At 45.5% G+C, this 18,431-nt stretch carries 18 protein-coding genes and 1 pseudogene; 15 read left to right on the top strand and 4 right to left on the bottom strand.

Translation table 11 applies throughout. From position 1 onward, the window contains the following. Positions 1-113: 113 nt before the first annotated feature. From BQ5375_RS11495 to BQ5375_RS11485, 3 genes are read left to right on the top strand one after another with little or no spacing between them, the layout of a single operon-like run. Positions 114-548 carry a MarR family winged helix-turn-helix transcriptional regulator gene (locus BQ5375_RS11495; protein WP_022132328.1) on the top strand — a complete coding sequence of 145 codons (435 nt, stop codon included), beginning with the start codon at positions 114-116 and terminating at the stop codon, positions 546-548. Positions 549-604: 56 nt separating this feature from the next. Further along, positions 605-2,833, top strand: a complete 2,229-nt coding sequence (locus BQ5375_RS11490) for a heavy metal translocating P-type ATPase (RefSeq protein ID WP_022132327.1) — start codon at positions 605-607, stop codon at positions 2,831-2,833. A gap of 38 nt (positions 2,834-2,871) precedes the next feature. Beyond that, a complete protein-coding gene (locus BQ5375_RS11485; protein ID WP_022132326.1) occupies positions 2,872-3,072 on the top strand; it encodes a heavy-metal-associated domain-containing protein in 201 nt (66 codons plus the stop codon). 515 nt (positions 3,073-3,587) lie between these two features. Here the strand turns inward: BQ5375_RS11485 and BQ5375_RS14550 are convergent. The 3 genes and pseudogenes from BQ5375_RS14550 to BQ5375_RS11475 all read right to left on the bottom strand — a co-directional run bounded on the left by BQ5375_RS14550 (position 3,588) and on the right by BQ5375_RS11475 (position 6,250). Next, positions 3,588-3,794, bottom strand: a complete 207-nt coding sequence (locus BQ5375_RS14550) for a hypothetical protein (RefSeq protein ID WP_235850016.1) — start codon at positions 3,792-3,794, stop codon at positions 3,588-3,590. Next, positions 3,777-4,685: pseudogene (gene pyrB, locus BQ5375_RS11480) on the bottom strand (aspartate carbamoyltransferase); the annotation flags it as partial. The gene BQ5375_RS14550 and the pseudogene pyrB, both read right to left, overlap by 18 nt. A gap of 206 nt (positions 4,686-4,891) precedes the next feature. Continuing rightward, entirely contained in the window at positions 4,892-6,250 is a 1,359-nt protein-coding gene (locus tag BQ5375_RS11475) for an MATE family efflux transporter (RefSeq protein WP_022132900.1), read from the bottom strand. A gap of 231 nt (positions 6,251-6,481) precedes the next feature. On the opposite strand from BQ5375_RS11475, the gene BQ5375_RS11470 reads away from it, so the two are divergent. Beyond that, positions 6,482-6,955 carry an HAD family hydrolase gene (locus BQ5375_RS11470; protein ID WP_022132899.1) on the top strand — a complete coding sequence of 158 codons (474 nt, stop codon included), beginning with the start codon at positions 6,482-6,484 and terminating at the stop codon, positions 6,953-6,955. 211 nt (positions 6,956-7,166) lie between these two features. Next, on the top strand, positions 7,167-7,505 hold the full coding sequence (locus BQ5375_RS11465; RefSeq protein WP_076917955.1) for a hypothetical protein: 339 nt from the start codon (positions 7,167-7,169) through the stop codon (positions 7,503-7,505). A gap of 135 nt (positions 7,506-7,640) precedes the next feature. Here BQ5375_RS11465 and BQ5375_RS11460 read toward each other — a convergent pair whose 3' ends face one another. Further along, the gene (locus BQ5375_RS11460) at positions 7,641-8,786 is read right to left on the bottom strand and encodes a MalY/PatB family protein (protein ID WP_083687613.1); all 1,146 of its coding nucleotides are present in this window, start codon (positions 8,784-8,786) and stop codon (positions 7,641-7,643) included. Positions 8,787-9,050: 264 nt separating this feature from the next. Here BQ5375_RS11460 and BQ5375_RS11455 point away from each other — a divergent pair, with 264 nt between their 5' ends. The 10 genes from BQ5375_RS11455 to scfB all read left to right on the top strand — a co-directional run bounded on the left by BQ5375_RS11455 (position 9,051) and on the right by scfB (position 18,343). After that, on the top strand, positions 9,051-9,599 hold the full coding sequence (locus BQ5375_RS11455) for an adenylyltransferase/cytidyltransferase family protein (protein ID WP_022132897.1): 549 nt from the start codon (positions 9,051-9,053) through the stop codon (positions 9,597-9,599). A gap of 293 nt (positions 9,600-9,892) precedes the next feature. Then, the gene (locus BQ5375_RS11450) at positions 9,893-10,807 is read left to right on the top strand and encodes a phosphate ABC transporter substrate-binding protein (protein WP_076917954.1); all 915 of its coding nucleotides are present in this window, start codon (positions 9,893-9,895) and stop codon (positions 10,805-10,807) included. A gap of 150 nt (positions 10,808-10,957) precedes the next feature. Continuing rightward, positions 10,958-11,818, top strand: a complete 861-nt coding sequence (gene pstC, locus BQ5375_RS11445; protein ID WP_076918166.1) for a phosphate ABC transporter permease subunit PstC — start codon at positions 10,958-10,960, stop codon at positions 11,816-11,818. A gap of 3 nt (positions 11,819-11,821) precedes the next feature. Beyond that, positions 11,822-12,670 carry a phosphate ABC transporter permease PstA gene (gene pstA, locus BQ5375_RS11440; protein WP_022132894.1) on the top strand — a complete coding sequence of 283 codons (849 nt, stop codon included), beginning with the start codon at positions 11,822-11,824 and terminating at the stop codon, positions 12,668-12,670. A 43-nt stretch (positions 12,671-12,713) separates the two neighbouring features. Continuing rightward, a complete protein-coding gene (gene pstB, locus BQ5375_RS11435) occupies positions 12,714-13,469 on the top strand; it encodes a phosphate ABC transporter ATP-binding protein PstB (protein ID WP_022132893.1) in 756 nt (251 codons plus the stop codon). A gap of 1 nt (position 13,470) precedes the next feature. Next, the gene (gene phoU, locus BQ5375_RS11430; RefSeq protein ID WP_022132892.1) at positions 13,471-14,133 is read left to right on the top strand and encodes a phosphate signaling complex protein PhoU; all 663 of its coding nucleotides are present in this window, start codon (positions 13,471-13,473) and stop codon (positions 14,131-14,133) included. A gap of 26 nt (positions 14,134-14,159) precedes the next feature. Beyond that, entirely contained in the window at positions 14,160-14,840 is a 681-nt protein-coding gene (locus BQ5375_RS11425; protein ID WP_022132891.1) for a response regulator transcription factor, read from the top strand. Next, the gene (locus BQ5375_RS11420; protein ID WP_022132890.1) at positions 14,837-16,561 is read left to right on the top strand and encodes a sensor histidine kinase; all 1,725 of its coding nucleotides are present in this window, start codon (positions 14,837-14,839) and stop codon (positions 16,559-16,561) included. The genes BQ5375_RS11425 and BQ5375_RS11420 overlap by 4 nt, the downstream gene beginning before the upstream one ends. A 64-nt stretch (positions 16,562-16,625) precedes the next feature. Continuing rightward, on the top strand, positions 16,626-16,769 hold the full coding sequence (scfA, locus tag BQ5375_RS11415; RefSeq protein ID WP_022117453.1) for a six-cysteine ranthipeptide SCIFF: 144 nt from the start codon (positions 16,626-16,628) through the stop codon (positions 16,767-16,769). A 176-nt stretch (positions 16,770-16,945) separates the two neighbouring features. After that, positions 16,946-18,343, top strand: a complete 1,398-nt coding sequence (gene scfB / locus BQ5375_RS11410) for a thioether cross-link-forming SCIFF peptide maturase (protein ID WP_076917952.1) — start codon at positions 16,946-16,948, stop codon at positions 18,341-18,343. The last annotated feature ends 88 nt before the right edge of the window (positions 18,344-18,431 follow it).

Here is an 18,431-nt window from a genome sequence, read left to right as displayed (position 1 = left end):
GAAAAGGATGCCGGCTAACAACTAGACTAAATTTATCCGTTTTACCTCTTGACATTCTGTGCTTTGCTTTTTATAATGTGTATATACACGTTACAGGAAAGGAGAGAGCATGGATGACAGATGAGTTGTATGGTTGTCACTGTGGTGGAAGTAATTGCTTCTGTGCAAACATCAAGCGGGCAGAAAATAAAATTACCAGTATTTATAATCATCATCTGGAACAGGCGGGGATTACACGAGGACAATATGCCCTTCTTGTGCACATCGAGGAAAATCCTTGTGTCAGCGTCAGTCATCTGGCACAGCTGGTTGGTTTGGAGCGCACCACTCTGGTGCGAAATCTGAAACCGCTGGAAAACAGAGGACTGATTCAGGACACTGCCTGCAAAGGACGCAGCCGCAGCCTGGAGCTTACTGAGGAGGGGAAACAGGTACTTTCCCATGCTAGGATATTCTGGCAGAAGGCCCAAACAGAGATGGAAGAGGCGCTGGGACCGGAGATGATAGAGCAGTTTCATCTTTTGGTGGAACGGATTATGCAGATATAACGGAAAACGATAAGAAGATAACTATCCTGATGTAAGAAAAAGAGAGGATGATTTTGTTGAATGAGACCAAACATGTAAAGATCAATGTACAGGGAATGACCTGTGCAGCTTGCTCCGCTTCGGTGGAGCGTGCACTGCGACGTGTGGATGGAGTAGTGCAGGCAACGGTAAATCTTGCGACGAACAGTGCAACAGTTCTGTGTGACCCATCCGTTTCTCCGGAGCATCTGGTGGAAGTGGTGAACAAAACAGGCTTCACCGCTGCTTTGGCGGATGAAGATGAAGTCAATGTAGCATTGACCCATACCATCAGCAAAAAGAGATTGATTACCGCTTTGATCTGCGGAGCAGTTGTTCTGTATATTGGAATGTCACACATGCTTCCAGTTCGTCTGCCTCTGCCAGCTGTTATTGATGACAGGGTAAACCCGTTAAACTTTGCGCTGATTCAGCTGGTGTTTACTGTTCCGGTTCTGATTTGTGGAAGAAACTTCTTCATAAACGGAATGAAAAATCTGATCAAACGCCATCCAAATATGGATTCTCTGGTGATGATTGGAACCACAACCGCTTTCCTGTATAGCTTGTATAACACCGTTACAATTGTGCAGGGAAATGCACATGGAGCGCATAATCTGTATTATGAATCGGCGGCGGTAGTGGTTGCTTTGGTGTTGTTGGGTAAGTTTTTGGAAGAAAACAGCAAAAACTCAGCAAAGAAAGCAATCAATTCTCTGGTATCCATGATTCCGAATACAGCCATCCTTTTAAAGGATGGGCAGGAAGTGGAAGTTCCCGCAAAACAGGTGCGTGTCAAGAATATCGTGCTGGTAAAACCGGGAACACGAATCCCAGTAGATGGAACAGTTCTGTCTGGTCAGGCATCGGTGGATGAATCCATGCTGACCGGAGAAAGTCTGCCAGTCTACAAAGAAGTGGGTTCCCATGTTTCCGGCGGTACCATCTGTAAGGACGGTATGCTCCAGATTGAAGCGACCGGAGTTGGCGGCAACACAGCAATTTCTCAGGTGCTGCGTTTGGTTACCGAAGCGCAGGAAAGAAAGGCTCCGGCGGCAAGACTCGCCGACAAGATTTCGGGAATTTTTGTGCCGACAGTAGTTTCGATTGCGATTATCACTTCGATTTTGTGGGCAATCAGCGGCAAGGAACTTGCCTTTGTACTCAATAACTTTGTAGCGGTGCTGGTGGTTGCCTGTCCATGTGCACTGGGACTTGCAACACCGATTGCAGTCATTGCCGGTACCGGACGCGGAGCAAATCTGGGAATTCTTTATCGCGGCGGAGATGTCATTGAAACTGCTGCCGGAGTTAATACCGTTATCTTTGATAAAACAGGAACCATCACCTATGGAAAACTTAAAACAGCAGCAGTTACACCAGCAAAGGGAATTGAGGAGCTGGAACTGTTGGGATACTGTGCGTCAGCAGAATCCGGCTCGGAGCATCCGATCGCTGCGGCAATTCTGGACCATGCACAGCAGGACGGCATTACCGTGATTCGTCCAGAGTCCACACAGAGTATTCCGGGAAGAGGAATCATTGCAAAGGTGGACGGCAAAACAGTGATTGCCGGAACGATGGCATTGATGGAGCTGGAAAAAATTGAAATCCCAGAGGATGAAGATACCACTGTTTTACCGGGATGTACCGCAATCTATGTTGCACTGGATGCAAACTATATCGGAATGATTTCCCTCTCCGATACCATTCGCCCGGATGCCCGAGATGCGATTGCACAGCTGAATGCGATGGGAATCGAGACGGTTATGATCACTGGAGATAATGAAGGAGCAGCAAAACTGATTGCGAAGGAAGCAGGAATTGCTTCGGTAAGAGCACAGGTACTCCCACAGGACAAACACCAGGCAGTAGAGGAGTTTAAAAAGCAGGGACGCATTGTAGCAATGGTTGGAGATGGAATCAACGATGCTCCAGCTCTGGCAGGAGCCAATGTCGGCATTGCTCTTTCCTCTGGAACGGATGTAGCGGCAGAATCTGCAGGAATTATCCTGATGAGGGAAGATCTTCATGCAGTGGTTGATTCGCTCAAACTTTCCCGCAAGACCATGCAGATCATTCGTCAGAATCTGTTCTGGGCATTTATCTATAATATGATTGGAATTCCGATTGCAGCAGGATTGCTGGTTTTGTTTGGTGGTCCAGCATTTTCTCCGGTATTTGGCGGAGCAGCAATGGCATTTTCGTCCGTATCGGTTGTTTCCAATTCTTTGAGACTGACCCGTTATCAGCCAAACAAAAAGTAAGGCTGTTATCGATATCAACTGATTATAGGAGGCTTTTTATGGAAATCAAATTTATCACCGAAGGTATGGCTTGCAGCAAATGTGAAGCAAGAGTAGTGGAAAAACTTTCTTCCATGGCGGGAGTAGATGCAGTAACTGCAAAAGCAGCAGATGGTTCGGTTGTAGTAACTGGCGAGAATCTGGATCGCGATGCACTTGCTCAGGCAATCGAAGACCTCGGTTTTGATGTAATCGAGTAGCAGGCTGAGCCTGCACGCAGCTCGCGTAGTCGGCTAAATGCGAACTTGAGAGCCTCGCTCTCGCGCAGGTCGCTTGCCTCCGGCTGCACTCGTTGGTGCGAAATTGTAGTTTCAGCACGCGGCAACGCTTAAGCTAACACACTCGCTCGTTAGAACAAGAAGGCTTTGACAGAATAAAATAAAAGTTATTATTTTTCTGCTCAACAGCACAGACAACAGAAAAATCTCCCACTGGGAGGTTTTTCTGAAAAGTGCATGCCGTCCGTTTCCAAAGGGTGCTTTTCTCTTACAAAAGCCCCCTCTTTTTCAATCCAAATTTTGGATTGAAAAATTCACCCGCAAAGGCGCTTTCACGGATAAAGTGTTTCGCACTCTGCGGAGTGCGCCCAGAGTTTCACTCTGGACTGGACAACTTTTGAAAAAGTTGACAAAACTTTTATTTCCCTATGGCGAAAAAGTATTGGTCATAACACAAAAAACGGGCAAATCCTTTTGGATTTGCCCGTTTTGCTTGATTAAAGTTGTGCTTCGCAGTAGATGCAGCGGTAGGTGTTGGATTCTTTGTCCACCAGACGGAATGCCTGTGGCAGTTCCTGTTCGATGGTGGTGATGCAGCGAGGGTTGTTGCAGTGATGCTCACCGATCACTGGTTCAGACTCGTCGCGCTGTGGAGCTGGCAGTTCCTTGTTGAATGGAGCAGGAGTAACACCTAAGAGCTTCATGATTAGTGCCATACGGATGATCTTGCCAAAGAATACCTGTTTAAAGTATGCAGCACGTGGATCTTTGTCTACTGCAACCGAGATTTCGTTTACACGCGGCAGTGGATGCAGGATATACATGTCCGATTTTGCAGATGCAAGTTTTTCTGGAGTCAGGATGTAGCAATCTTTCAGACGCAGGTATTCTTCCTCGCTTGCAAAACGTTCTCTCTGAACGCGGGTCATGTAGAGGATATCAAGCTCTGGCATTGCCTCTTCCAAGGTATGAACTTCGGTGTATGGAATCTGTTTTTTGTCCAGAATTTCTGTTTTAACATAGTCTGGAATTTTCAGCTCATCTGGAGAGATCAGTACAAAACGGATACCTTCGTAGCGGGAGAGAGCAGTGATGAGAGAATGAACGGTTCTGCCGAACTTCAGGTCGCCGCACAGACCAACAGTCATGTTGTCTACTCTGCCTTTGAGCTGATGAATGGTCATCAGGTCGGTCAGTGTCTGAGTTGGGTGCTGATGGCCGCCATCGCCTGCGTTGATAACAGGAATTGGGGAGTTCATTGCAGCAACCATTGGTGCGCCTTCTTTTGGGTGACGCATTGCAGCAATATCAGCATAGCCTGCGATAACACGGATGGTATCAGCAACGCTTTCGCCTTTTGCAGCGGAAGAAGAATCAGCGGAAGAGAATCCGATAACGTTGCCGCCCAGTTCCATCATGGCAGATTCAAAGCTGAGTCTGGTGCGGGTGCTTGGTTCATAGAAGAGGGTTGCAAGCTTTTTGCCTTTACAAACTTCAGAATATTTCTGCGGGTTTTTGATGATGTCGTCGCCGACCTGTAAGAGCTGGTCGATTTCCTCCAGGGACAAATCCATTGGATCGATTAAATGACGCATAAAATGACCTCCCGAAAATTTTTTAGCATAAAGAAAAGCCCTTCCACCGTAAAAAAGGGCATGGAAGGGCAGGGATATTCTATAACTAATTGCCAATGCCCTTTCCAGCCTCTCGGTGCTGTCTTTAAAGGGAATTTTCTGTTAATTAAGGATACTATAATCTTTCCCAAAAGTCAATAGTTTGACAAAAAGCGCGGGCAAAAAGTTTAGGAGGAAATTTCACAGGTGTTCCACTTTCCGCTTTTGAGGTAAAACAGACACAATGCAATGGAAAACAGGGTAGCAACCGGAGCAGCTGCGCCAATTCCATACAGGGACAATTCCTTTGGTAGGAAGCTTGTGAGCAGAAATGCCAGAGGGATTCTTACCAGGAAAGTTGCAGCAACGCCGTTTGCCATGGTAAATGTGGTGCAGCCGCATCCGTTTAAGAAGCCATTCATGCAGAAGTAGAAGGAAACAAACATAAAGTCAAAACTAAATGTCCTCAGATATTCAATGCCAGCAGCTGTAACCTGTTCATCCGCCTTAAAAAGAGCCAGAGCGCTCTGCGGCAGAATCTGCACCCAGAAAAAGAAAAACAAAGAGCATAAAAAGGCAAATGCAATGCCTGTCCACATACATTTTTTAGCACGCTGCGGTTTTTGTGCCCCCATATTCTGGGCAGACATGGATGCAATTGCACTGGAGAATGCTCCGGCAGGAAGCATTGCAAAACTTTCAAATTTTGCACAGATGCCGACAGCGGCAGAAGCAACCACACCCAGAGAATTGACGATAGCATTGATAACCAGAAATGACAGGCTGACCATGGTTTCCTGAAGAGAGACAGGAAGTCCCAGACGAATTAAACGCTTTGCCTCATCCGGATAGATGCGGAAGTTTTTGAGTGAAAAGGTGAAGATGAAGTTATTTTTCTGCAAAAAGAAGATTGCGAGCAGCATACTGATTCCCTGAGACAGAATGGTTGCCAATGCAGCCCCGGCAGCTCCCATTTTGACTCCTCCAACAAGGGCAATGTCAAGGACGATATTGCATACACAGGCGATGGCAACAAATTTAAGCGGGTTTTTAGAATCTCCCAGTCCGCGCAGGATAGCACTGATGGCGTTATAACCAAAGATAAAAAGAGTGCCGCAGGAACAGATTCGGACATAACTGAGTGCAGCAGAAAGTGCTTCTGGTGGTGTTTGCAGCAGAGAAAGAACGGTTGGAGCAAAGAAAAATAGCAGTCCGGTAAAAAATACCGCAAGCAATGCAAACAGAGTCAGTGTTGTGCTGATGGTTCGGACTGTTTCTTCCTGACGGCGGGCACCGGAATATTGCGCAATCAAAATGGTACTTCCCATAGTAAGTCCCGCTACCATACTGGTTAAGATCTGCATGACCTGACTGCCGATGGATACAGCAGAAATGCCGGCAGCGCTGTCAAACCAGCCTACAACAATCATATCCACCGCGCCATAAAGTGCTTGAATCAGGTTTGCAAACAGGTAAGGAAGGGCGAATACCAGTAACTTTTGAGTAATACTGCCTTGTGTTAGATCCTGTACATGTAATTTTGACATCATACCACTCCTCAGTAGTTTTGTGTTTGGAAAGTTTTTTATAAAACAAAAACCGGATAAGAGATAAACAACAGCGTTCATCTCTTATCCGGTAAAACTGCACCGCTTTTATAAAAACAGCTTTCCTCCGAGTTCGTGTTTAGTCTAGCACAGCAGATAAAAAAAGTCAATTGTTCTTCCAAAGAGAATATGATAAAATAAGAAAAGTAAAAGGAAAGAGAGGAATCTTTTATGATAACAGCAGAAATCCCAGGATGGGGAAGCTTAGAGATAAAAAATCTGGTTCTGGATTTTAACGGAACCATTGCGACCGATGGCAGATTGATTGAAGGGGTAGCTCCGCTGCTTGCTGAGATCAAACAAAAGAATGTGGATATCTATGTCATCACCGCTGATACCAACGGAACAGTGCGAAAAGAATGTGAAGGACTTCCCGTAGAGGTAATGACCTATGACAGCGGAACGGTGGCAGTGAACAAAATGGAACTGGTTGCAAAATTAGGCGCCCTTCATACTGTCTGTATTGGCAATGGGAGAAACGACAGCAAAATGTTTGCTGCAAGTGCTCTTTCGATTGCGGTGATTGGTCAGGAAGGCACCTTTACGAAGGCGGCAATGCAGGCAGATATCTTGACAGTGGATATCCTGTCAGCACTTTCTCTCCTTACAAAGCCAAACCGTTTGAAAGCGACTTTGAGAGGCTAGGTCAGGTTTTAACTTTTTTAAGATAAAAGAAAATAGTGTTCCTGACTTTGGGCTAGGTCATGTTTTAGCTGGGAATGCTTGTTTTATTGCTTTTCAGGAAAGAAAACAGCATCTGACCCAAAGGTGGAACCAAAGGGAACGATAGGGCATAAGATAAGAACGTGAGGGGCACAAAACCACACAGCCCCTACACCGTAAGGAGGATTTTATTATGTCTTGTCATTCTTGTAATTCCTGCAACTCCCAGTCTTCCCAGAGCAGCTCGATCTCCGATTTCTTTCCATCTGGTTATCGCTTTACCTCGGGTTATCCAAAATACCCATACTACATCAGTGTTCCTGTCTTTGTAGAAGAGGAGGAAGAAGAAAGCTGCAACTGTAACCATAATTGCTGCTGCTGTGTACAGACCTGCTGCTGCCCATGCCAGCATTGTGCAAACAGACCTTGCCCACTGCCTGCTTCTTCGTCCAATTGTGGATGCACCGGCACATCCAGCTCCTCCGGTTGTGGCTATAACCGCATCCGCTGCACAACCCGTTTTTGCAGATAACAGCCGGAAAGAAACCCACTGCCTGGAAATGCTGCCTGAGCTTTGTCTCAGGCGGTGTACTTACAAAATCTGATCCTTACGAAAAAAGCTCTGCCGATTGGCAGAGCTTTTTTAAATGAATAGTTGTTTTGTTTATTAGAGAGAAGCAACGCCTGCTTTAATGCGTTTTACAGCTTCTTCAACGTAGGAACGAGGACAAGCCATATTAGCACGGACAAAACCACTGCCTTCTGGACCAAAGAAGGTACCGCCGTTAAATGCAAGGTGGCATTTCTCTTTGAAGAAAGCGGTCAGTTCTTCGTCGGTCATCTTTAATCCACGGCAGTCAACCCATGCCAGATAGGTGCCTTCTGGTACATGCATTTTCAGAGGAGCGATGGAATTGATTTCTTTTGCAAAGTATTCCAGGTTGCCTTTGATGTATTCGTTGAGCTCATCCAGCCACTGGTCGCACTGGGTGTATGCAGCGATAACAACCGAGTCAACGAACGCATTTGCGCTGCCAACATGCAGATTGCCGAGCAGAGTCTTGAATTTATTGCGCAGTTCTTCGTTTTTGATGATAATGTTGGAAGCCTGGAGACCTGCGAGGTTAAAGGTCTTGCTTGGTGCAGTGCAGAGAATGGTCTTTTCTGCAAGTTCATCCGAGATATTGTTCATTACAATATGATCTTTAAATACCAGATCGTTGTGGATCTCGTCTGCGATGAGGTAGAGGTTGTGTTTGAGGCAGAACTGAGCGATCTTGGTGAGTTCTTCTTTTGTCCATACACGGCCTACTGGATTGTGTGGGCTGCACAGCATGAATGCTTTGGTGTTAGGAGTGATGCGTTTTTCCATATCATCAAAGTCGATGGTGTAGTAGCCGTCGTTGTTAACCAGTGGGCTTTCGATCAGCTTTCTGCCGCAGGCAGTGGTAGCACCACGGAATGGACCATAAACAGGAGAAAGAATCATAACTTCTTCACCAGGTTCGGTAACAGCTTGTACACCCAGTGTCAGAGCGATAACAACACCTGGAGTGAACACGATCCAGTCTTTTTCAACATGGAAGTTGTGGCGGCGCTGCATGAAATCGATAACTGCCTGATAGTATTCATTGCTCAGCTTGCTGTAAGCATATACATGGTGGTTTGCACGTTTTACAAATGCCTCGTAGATTGGAGCAGGTGCTTCAAAATCCATATCAGCAATCCACATTGGAAGGATGTCTTCACCCATGGCATCCCATTTTACACATTCAGTATTTCTTCGATTGTATTCGCGGTCAAAATGATACATAATTCCGTCCTCCTGACTGAAAAAATAATAGCTGAGGTGTATATTTTTAAACATAAAAAGTATATTCCTTATTTTGGGGAATGTCAATTCGCTCGATTTTACAAGAGAAAGCATGAAGTTTTAGATATGTTGTTTAAATCATGTGACTAAAAGGATACATGATGTTGAATTTTTCCCAAAAATAGGCTATACTTTGAGAAAGAATGAGTAAAATGAATTTTTTATCATACATGAGCAGTATAAGAACAGAAGGAGAGATTCAGAGTGGTTGCAATTGGAGCGGTTCAGGGGCGCTTTCAGGGACTGCATATGGGGCATATGGAATTTTTGCTGGAAGCAAAGAAACGGTGTCAGTTTTTGATTATTGGTGTGACCAATTATGACATCCATTCCCAATATATTAAGAATGATGCCAAGCTCAATCGTTTCCAAGAGCAGGCAAATCCTTTTACCTATTTTGAACGTCTGATGATGATTACCGAAAGTATGGTGGAAGCAGGTGTTCCGAGGGAAGAGTTTACGATTGTTCCATTTCCAATTGAAGTACCAGAGAAAATCCCGAATTTTGTACCGGAAGATGTTGTCTTTTTTCAGACAATCTATGATCAGTGGGGAAGAAATAAGGTAGAACAGCTGCAAAAGATGGGATATCAGACCGAAGTGATGTGGGAGCGAACCGATGCAGATCGCTTGACCAGCGGAACTCAGGTGCGCAAATTGATGCAGGAAGGCGGCGACTGGGAGAGTCTGATGCCGAAAGCAGCAGCGAAATATGTAAAGGAACATCATCTGGAAAAAAAGGTGTGTCGGTAAACAGAAAAAAGATAAAAAACTGTTTGCTCCGATTATAATGCGGTCTTTACATAAGAGAAAGAATCATACGAAATCTTTTTATTTAAGTAGCACAAAAAACATAAGCACAGGGTAGATTTGGAAAAATCCCCTGTGCTTTTTTGTTTAAAAAGACGGATTTCTTTTACGCAGTTTTAACAGAACTTCTGTTTTCGATTTTACACAAGAACCTTATACTGTAAATCGACCTGAGAGTTAAGAAATGACAGAAGAGTAAGTCAGGTAAAAAATTGTTCAACAAACAAAAGGAGATTATGAACATGATTTACAGAAAATTATTTGCAGCAATCCTGGCAGGAGTAATGGTAATGAGCATGGCAGCTTGTGGCGGTTCCGAGAGCGGCACAGCTGAATCTACAGAAACAGCACAGACTGAAGAAACAAAAACTGAAGAAACAAAAGAAGAAGAGCCAGCAGAAGAAACAAGCGAACTTTCTGGCAGCGTTTCTACCAACGGTTCCACTTCTATGGAAAAAGTAATCGGTATCCTTTCCGAACAGTTTATGGCAGAAAACCCAGGCGTATCTGTTACATATGACCCAACCGGTTCCGGTACAGGTATTGAGGCAGCTTCCAATGGCTCCGCAGACATCGGCCTTTCTTCCAGAGCACTGAAAGATGAAGAAGCATCCGCTGGTCTGGAAGGCACAACCGTAGCACTGGACGGTATCGCAATCATCGTTAACGCAGAAAACCCAGTAGAAGACATGAGCGTTGAACAGATCGCACAGCTGTTCACAGGCGCAGCTGACTGGAGCCTGGTAGGCGGCGAAGGCGAAGTTGCTTGCATCGGTCGTGAAGCTGGTTCCGGTACAAGAGATGGTTTTGAATCCATCACAGGCACTGAAGATACCTGCGTACTTTCTCAGGAACTGACCTCCACAGGTGCAGTAATCGAGGCAGTAAAATCCAACCCAGCAGCAATCGGTTATGCTTCTCTCTCTGCAGTAGAAGGTCAGGAAGGCATCAAGATGGTAACTGTTGACGGTGTTGCTTGCTCCGAAGAAACTGTTCAGGACGGTACCTACAAAATCCAGAGACCATTTGTTATGGTAACAAACAGCGCAAACGAACTCAGCGAGCCAGCACAGGCATTCATGGACTTCGCTCTCTCTGATGCAGCAGACGATCTGATCCGTGATGCTGGCGCAGTTCCAATGGCTGAATAAGAAATAGACAAGACACGCACGACCACCGGATAAGGAGCATCATTTATGCAGGAACAAAATGTAGCAAATATCCCTTTGGCAAAAACTCAGGGTGATGCAAAGAATACTTCCAGAATCAGTGGTCAAAAGCACAGAAACATAAGAGAAGCGATGGAGATGGCGATGCACGCCATCTTCCTCTTATGTGGAGTAGTAGCAGTTGGCTTCGTGCTTTTGATCAGCATCTATCTGATTGTATCAGGTATTCCAGCAATCAGAGAGGTAGGACTTGTTGACTTCCTCTTTGGACAGAGATGGGCACCAACTAACAAACAGGATCCAGCATACGGAATTCTGCCGTTTATTCTGACTTCTATCTACGGTACAGCAGGAGCTGTAGTTGTTGGGGTGCCGATTGGTTTGATGACAGCGATCTTTCTTTCCAAATGTGCATCTCCAAAAGTTGCAGGTATCATCCATACCGCTGTGGAACTGCTGGCAGGTATTCCATCGGTTGTATATGGTTTGGTAGGTATGATCGTACTGGTTCCGGCAATCCGCGAGATGTTTGATCTTTCCTCCGGTGCATCGCTGCTGGCAGCAATCATTGTACTGGCAATTATGATTCTGCCTTCCATCATCAATGTATCAGAAAATGCACTCAACGCAGTGCCAAAAGAATATGAAGAAGCATCCCTGGCACTGGGAGCTACCAAGATTGAGACAATCTTTAAGGTAAGCCTTCCAGCAGCAAGAAGCGGTGTTGCAACCGCAGTTGTTTTGGGTGTTGGACGTGCAATCGGTGAAGCAATGGCAATCATCATGGTATCCGGTAACGTTGCAAATATGCCGGGACTGTTTACCTCAGTTCGTTTCCTCACCACTGCAATCGCATCCGAAATGTCTTATGCAGCAGCTGGCTCCTTGCAGAGACAGGCACTTTTCTCCATTGGTCTGGTACTGTTCTTATTTATCATGCTGATCAATGTAGTCCTCAACGTATTCATCAAAAACAAGAAAGAAGGAGCCTAACCGATGAAAGAACTTGCATTACGGCGCAAGGTTTATGACCGGACGCTCAAAGGTTTGATGTATTTTTGCACTGCGCTGACCTGCGCTCTGCTTGTGTTCCTGATCGGGTATATTTTCTACCGCGGAGCAGGTACAATCAGTTGGGAACTGCTGACCAGTCAGAGCAGCTATATTAATGATACCATCGGTATCCTTCCAAACATTCTTAATACGCTTTATATCATTTTCATTGCAATGATTATTGTACTGCCTTTAGGGGTAGGTGCGGCAATCTATCTGACAGAATATGCCAAAAACCGAAAAGTCGTTGCACTCATCGAGTTTGCGACTGAAATCCTGACCGGTATTCCATCGATCATTTTTGGTCTGGTTGGTATGCTGTTCTTTATTCAGTTTGTTGGACTCAAACAGGGTATCCTTGCCGGAGGTCTGACTCTGGTTATGATGATCCTCCCAACCATTGTGCGTACCACTCAGGAAAGCCTCAAGACTGTTCCACAGTCTTACCGTGAAGGTGCTCTGGGTCTTGGTGCCGGAAAATGGCATATGATCCGCACTGTTGTTCTGCCAAACGCAATTGATGGTATTGTTACCGGATGTATTCTTTCCATTGGACGTATCGTAGGAGAATCGGCAGCACTGCTGTTCACCGCAGGCTTTGGTCTGGTACTCAATGGATTCGTTCAGTCTTTGCAGTCTTCTTCTGCAACTTTGACTGTTGCGCTGTATGTTTACGCAAATGAACGCGGCGAAACCTCGGTTGCATTTGCAATTGCAACCATTCTGATGATCCTGACTTTGATTATCAACCTGGCAGCAAACCTCACTGGCAGAAAACTCAAGAGAAAATAAGTGTTCAAAGAAACATTTCATAAAGAAAGGTATGGGGCAAAGAATGTCAACCATTATGTCGGCACAGGGACTTAATCTCTGGTACAGCAATAATCAGGCGCTTTATGACGTCAACATGGAGCTGCCCAAAAATCAGATTACCGCGCTGATCGGACCTTCCGGCTGCGGAAAATCCACCTTCTTAAAAACACTCAACCGTATGAATGACCTGGTAGAGGGTATCCGCATCGAAGGAAAGATCCTGTATGATGGTCAGGATATCTACGATCCTCAGGTTGATACAACCTGGCTTCGTAAAGAAGTTGGTATGGTGTTCCAGAAACCAAACCCATTTCCAATGTCTGTTTATGATAATATTGCCTATGGTCCAAAACTGCAGGGCATCCGTTCCAAAGTTCGTCTGGACGAGATCGTTGAGAAATCGCTTCGTGGTGCAGCAATCTGGGATGAGGTAAAAGACCGCCTCAACAAGAGTGCACTCGGACTTTCCGGTGGTCAGCAGCAGCGTCTTTGCATTGCACGTGCGCTTGCAGTAGAGCCAAAAGTTCTTCTGATGGATGAACCAACCAGTGCGCTGGACCCAATCTCCACCTCCAAAATCGAGGAGCTTGCAACCGAGCTGAAGAAGGATTATACCATTATCATGGTTACCCACAACATGCAGCAGGCAGCCAGAATTTCGGACAGAACCGCATTTTTCCTTCTGGGCAAAATGATTGAATACGGTGAAACTGAGCAGATTTTCTCGATGCCAAAGGATAAACGCACCGAAGACTATATTACAGGAAGGTTTGGTTAATATGAGAACAAGGTTTGACGAGCAGCTCAGACAGCTGAATGTCGAGCTGATTCGCATGGGAAGCCTGTGCGAAGAAGCAATCTCGATTGCAGCAAAATTTCTGGAAGGGGACAAAAAAGCCCCAGTCGATAAAGTGTTTGCCCTTGAGCATGAGATGGATCAGCTGGAACATGATATCGAGACACGCTGTATGCGTATGCTTCTGCAGCAGCAGCCGGTAGCAAGAGACCTGCGTATCATTTCCGCAGCGTTAAAGATGATTTCGGATATGGAACGTATCGGAGACCAGGCAGCTGACGTAGCAGAACTGACTCGTTATGTAGCAGATACTGTTGCACAGGGAAGACTGCATATCACCAAAATGGCAAAAGCCGCTGTTATGATGGTAAGCGAAAGTGTGGAAGCTTTTGTTCAGGGAGATCTTGACCTTGCACATAAGGTTGTTGCGGAAGACGATACCGTAGATAACCTGTTTATTCAGGTAAGAGGCGAACTGCTTCAGAAGCTGAAAGAAGAAACCGGCGATCCGGAAGCAATTCTGGATTTGATGATGATTGCCAAATATTTTGAACGAATTGGTGACCATGCCGTTAATCTTGCTGAATGGGTGGAATATTCCATTACAGGTCAGCACAAAAGTGATGAACATCACCAGGATTTATGATACAATACATATTGAGGTGATGAAAAATGATTTATGTGCTGGAAGATGATGAAAGCATTCGTGAACTGATTATTTACACACTCAATGGACAGAACATGCAGGCAAAAGGCTTTGGAACACCAAGCGAATTCTGGGATGCTGTCCATGAAAAGACGCCCTCTTTGGTACTGCTGGATATCATGCTGCCGGAAGAGGACGGCTTTTCCATTTTGCAAAAACTGCGTGCAGCACCGGCGACCAAACGTTTGCCGGTTATTATGCTGACCGCAAAAGGAAGCGAGTACGATATCGTCAGAGGCTTGGATATCGGAGCAGATGACTATGTTCCAAAGCCATTCCGCATGATGGAGCTGCTTTCTCGTATCCGTGCATTGCTGCGCCGCAGCGGTGCGGACAATGATCGCCAGGAAGAATACCGTGTGGGCAGCCTTTATGTCAATCCGGTTCGCCATGAAGTACAGGTGGACGGAAAAGATGTTGTCCTGACCTTGAAGGAATTCGAGCTTTTAAATCTTCTGATTTCCAGACAGGGAATTGTGTTTACCCGCGCTCAGCTGCTGGACGAGATTTGGGGCTATGGCTTTGACGGTGAAAGCCGTACAGTGGATGTCCACGTTCGTACCCTGCGTCAGAAGTTGGGTGAAGCTGGAAACTACATCGAGACGGTACGCGGAATCGGTTATAAGATCGGTGGAGAAAAATCATGACGCGAAGAATTTTTCGTGCGGTCTTAAGCGTTTCATTTCTGGTTTGTATTGTGGGCATGGTAACGGTGTTCATGATCCTCTTCCACTATTTTGATGGTCAGCTGACCAAAGAATTGAGCAGTGAGGCAAAGTACCTTGCACTTTCCGTAGAAAATTATGGAATGCAGGCACTGGAAGATCTGCCGGATAACTCGGAAAGGGTTACATTGGTTGCTCCGGACGGAAGGGTACTGTTTGATAACCATGCAGACCCCGATAAGATGGATAACCATGCAAACCGGGAAGAGATCGTGGAAGCCATGAAGAATGGTTCGGCAAAGGCGGTTCGCCGCTCGGATACCATTCAGAAACAGACAGTTTATTATGCTCTGAAACTTTCCAACAATTGTGTTCTGCGTGTATCCAGTACACAGTATACAGTGGTAGCGGTTTTGGCAGGGATGATTCAGCCATTTTTATGGATTACCTTTGCAATCCTGATGGCAGTGGGGCTGCTGGCTTCTCGAATCTCCCGCAAGATTGTCGAACCACTCAACCAATTGGACCTGGAAAATCCAGACAATAACGAATCTTACGATGAGCTTGCACCGCTGCTGACCAAGATCAGTTTTCAGCAAAAAACGATTCAGCGTCAGCTCCTGCAGGCAAAACAGCAGCAGGAAGACCTTCAGATGATTACCAATTATATGAAGGAAGGAATCCTGCTGATCGACAATAAAGGTGAGATCTTGTCGGGCAATACCAGTGCGCTGAAAATACTGGGAATTTCTCCGGACCTTCAGATCTTTATTGGTAAGCATAAAAAGAATATTCTGGCAATCAACCGAAGTGAACCATTCCGCAAAGCGGTGGATGCGGTGCTGGAAGGAAGACACTGGGAAACGATTTTGGAAGCGGATGGCGGATACTGCCAGATGACAGCAAATCCAGTAGTTCGTGACGGTGAAGTTGAAGGTGGGGTTTTACTGTTTGTGGATGTAACCGAACAGAGGCAAAATGAAATGCTTCGCCGCGAGTTTACTGCAAACGTTTCTCATGAGCTCAAAACGCCGCTTACCTCTATTTCCGGATTTGCAGAAATTATGAAAGACGGTTTTGTTAAGCCACAGGATGTGCCGCAGTTTGCTGGAAAGATTTTTGATGAATCCCAGCGACTGATCGCACTAGTGGGGGATATTATCAAGATTTCGCAGCTGGATGAAGATATGCTTCCTTATGAGAAAGAGGAAATTGACCTGTACGAACTTTCGGAACAGATTGTCAGCCGTCTGCAAAATGTGGCACAAAACAAAGGAATCACGATGACACTGACCGGAGAACCGGTAACGGTAAAAACAGTGCGCAAAATCGCAGATGAAGTGATCTATAACCTGTGTGACAACGCCATCAAGTACAATCGTCCGGATGGATCAGTCAAGGTAAGTATTACAAGGGAAGACCATCAGGTATTGCTCAAGGTGGAGGACACCGGTATCGGTATCTCTCCGGCAGATCAGCGCAGAGTCTTCGAACGTTTTTACCGCGTTGACAAGAGCCATTCCAAACAGATTGGCGGCACTGGTCTGGGTCTTTCAATTGTGAAACACGGCGCAGCATATCTGGGAGTCAAGATCGGACTGGAAAGTGTGCTGGGAGAAGGAAGCTGTTTCTCTCTGTCTTTTCCAGATGAAGAATCTTTGCCACAAAAATGCGACAGCGAAGATTTAGGACTTGAAACCTAGAAAAAGATATGATATAATATGATAACAACCAATAGAACTTAATTATGGAAAGGAATGTTGTTACATGAAACACGTAAAAACTTTAAATAAGGCAAACCTGAAAGAAACTGCTGCAAAAGGCGGCTGCGGCGAATGCCAGGCTTCCTGCCAGTCTGCTTGCAAGACTTCCTGCACAGTTGCTAACCAGAAATGCGAGCACGCTAAATAATTGTGCGTTAGATTTTGTATTTAAGGATAGGGGCCGCTTGGCTGTGTTCAGCCACGCTGTCCCTATCGTTTTGTCTGTCTGGAGAATGGGACAGGACTTTTTATTAAAAACAGGGCAGTAAAACAAAAATGACGTCAAGCGGTCTTTGATCCGCATGGAATAATAGGAGAGAAATCATGTTACATAGTTTTCAGTTAAATGGATACAACATCATCATGGATGTCAACAGCGGCGCGGTTCATGTTGTTGACGAGATGGTATATGATATGGTGCAGCTGCTGGACGCCTCTTTCCTGGCAAACTCCTTTGACAGCAACACCAGTGAAAAACTTGAAAAAGAATATCCTGCATCGGTTTTTGCACCGCTGGAGGCAAGATATGACCGTGCAGCTTTGGAAGAAGCTTACGGCGAAATCTATGAAATGTATGAAAATGGTCAGCTGTTCACCAGCGATGACTACGAACAGTTTGCGGACATGATGGTTTCCGCACCAATCAAGGCAATGTGCCTGAACGTTGCGCACGACTGCAATCTGCGCTGCTCCTACTGCTTTGCAGCACAGGGCGATTTTGGCGGAGGACGCAAACTGATGACAGCAGAAGTCGGCAAAAAAGCAATCGACTATCTGCTCAAATATTCTGCAAACCGCCACAATCTGGAAATGGACTTCTTTGGCGGTGAGCCTCTGATGGCATTTGATGTTGTCAAAGAGGTTGTAGAATATGCTCGCTCCAAGGAGAAGGAATACAACAAAAACTTCCGCTTTACCATTACCACTAATGGTTTGCTCCTGACTGATGATAAGATCGATTTCATCAACAAAGAGATGCACAACGTTGTTCTTTCCATCGATGGCAGAAAAGAAGTCAATGACCGTATGCGTTTCCATGTGGATGGCAGCGGTTGCTATGACCAGATTATGCCAAAATTCCAGAAGCTGGTAAAAGCAAGAGGGGACGGACAGTACTATGTTCGCGGTACCTTCACCAAATTCAATAAAGATTTTGCTGAGGATGTTCTGCACTTCTACGAAAAAGGCTTTGACCAGATTTCCATTGAGCCGGTTGTTACCGATCCAAAACTGCCTTACGCACTGACCGAAGAGGATCTGCCAGAGGTATTTGCAGAATATGAAAGACTGGCAAAAATCATCATTGAAAAACGCAAGAATGGTGAGTTCTTCAACTTCTTCCACTTTATGATCGACCTGGATCAGGGCCCTTGCGCTATCAAACGTCTGCGTGGCTGTGGCTGCGGCAACGAGTATGTTTCGGTTACTCCAGAAGGCGATGTATATCCATGTCACCAGTTTGTTGGTAAGCCGGAATGGATCATGGGCAGTGTACATGACCAGTCTCTCAATACTGAGATTAAGGATTCCTTTGCAAAGACCACTGTTTATACAAAACCAGAATGCAAGAACTGCTGGGCTAAATTCTATTGCAGCGGCGGATGCAATGCAAACAATCTTGAATATGCAGGCTCCATCAAGAAACCATACAAGGTTGCTTGTGAACTGGAGAAAAAACGTCTGGAATGTGCAATCATGATTAAAGCTGCACTGGCAGACTAAAATTAAGATAAAAATTAAAACTCCGAAATAGCGTAAAGCTGTTTCGGAGTTTTTTTATAAGAAAAGTATTTATGTTATTTTAGGTTAC

Origin of the sequence: Negativibacillus massiliensis (assembly GCF_900148495.1) — a bacterium.
In the GTDB taxonomy this organism is placed as follows: domain Bacteria; phylum Bacillota; class Clostridia; order Oscillospirales; family Ruminococcaceae; genus Negativibacillus; species Negativibacillus massiliensis.
This window is presented reverse-complemented; position numbering and strand designations above follow the sequence as displayed.